Annotated in this window: 1 pseudogene; it reads right to left on the minus strand. The window is 32.1% G+C overall.

From position 1 onward, the window contains the following. Positions 1-305, minus strand: a pseudogene (locus ACSG5Z_RS30485) (conjugal transfer protein TraG); the annotation flags it as partial.

A 305-nucleotide genomic window follows, 5' to 3' on the forward strand; every position in this document is an offset into this window, starting at 1 on the left:
ATCTACTGGTCCTCGCAGAATGTTTATTTTTTTGGTATCAGGATTAGTTGGATCGATGTAGTAAACTGCACTTTCAGGTATTTTATGTGCTTGCACTAACTTCAAAACCTTTTGGCATAAATCATTACTGGGTTCGATAACAGTCACACCATTTAAAAATGTTCCTTTTACTTCTTCTGTATGATAATGCTTCTTTTTAAAGACATTTATGAACTTATTGATAAAACGTGCCATCCAATGTAAATCTTGATTAATCATGGGAATAATTAAACTAGATGTTTTACCAGAACCAAAAGGACCAATAA

The organism is Bacillus pretiosus, assembly GCF_051294775.1.
GTDB classification, from domain to species: domain Bacteria; phylum Bacillota; class Bacilli; order Bacillales; family Bacillaceae_G; genus Bacillus_A; species Bacillus_A wiedmannii.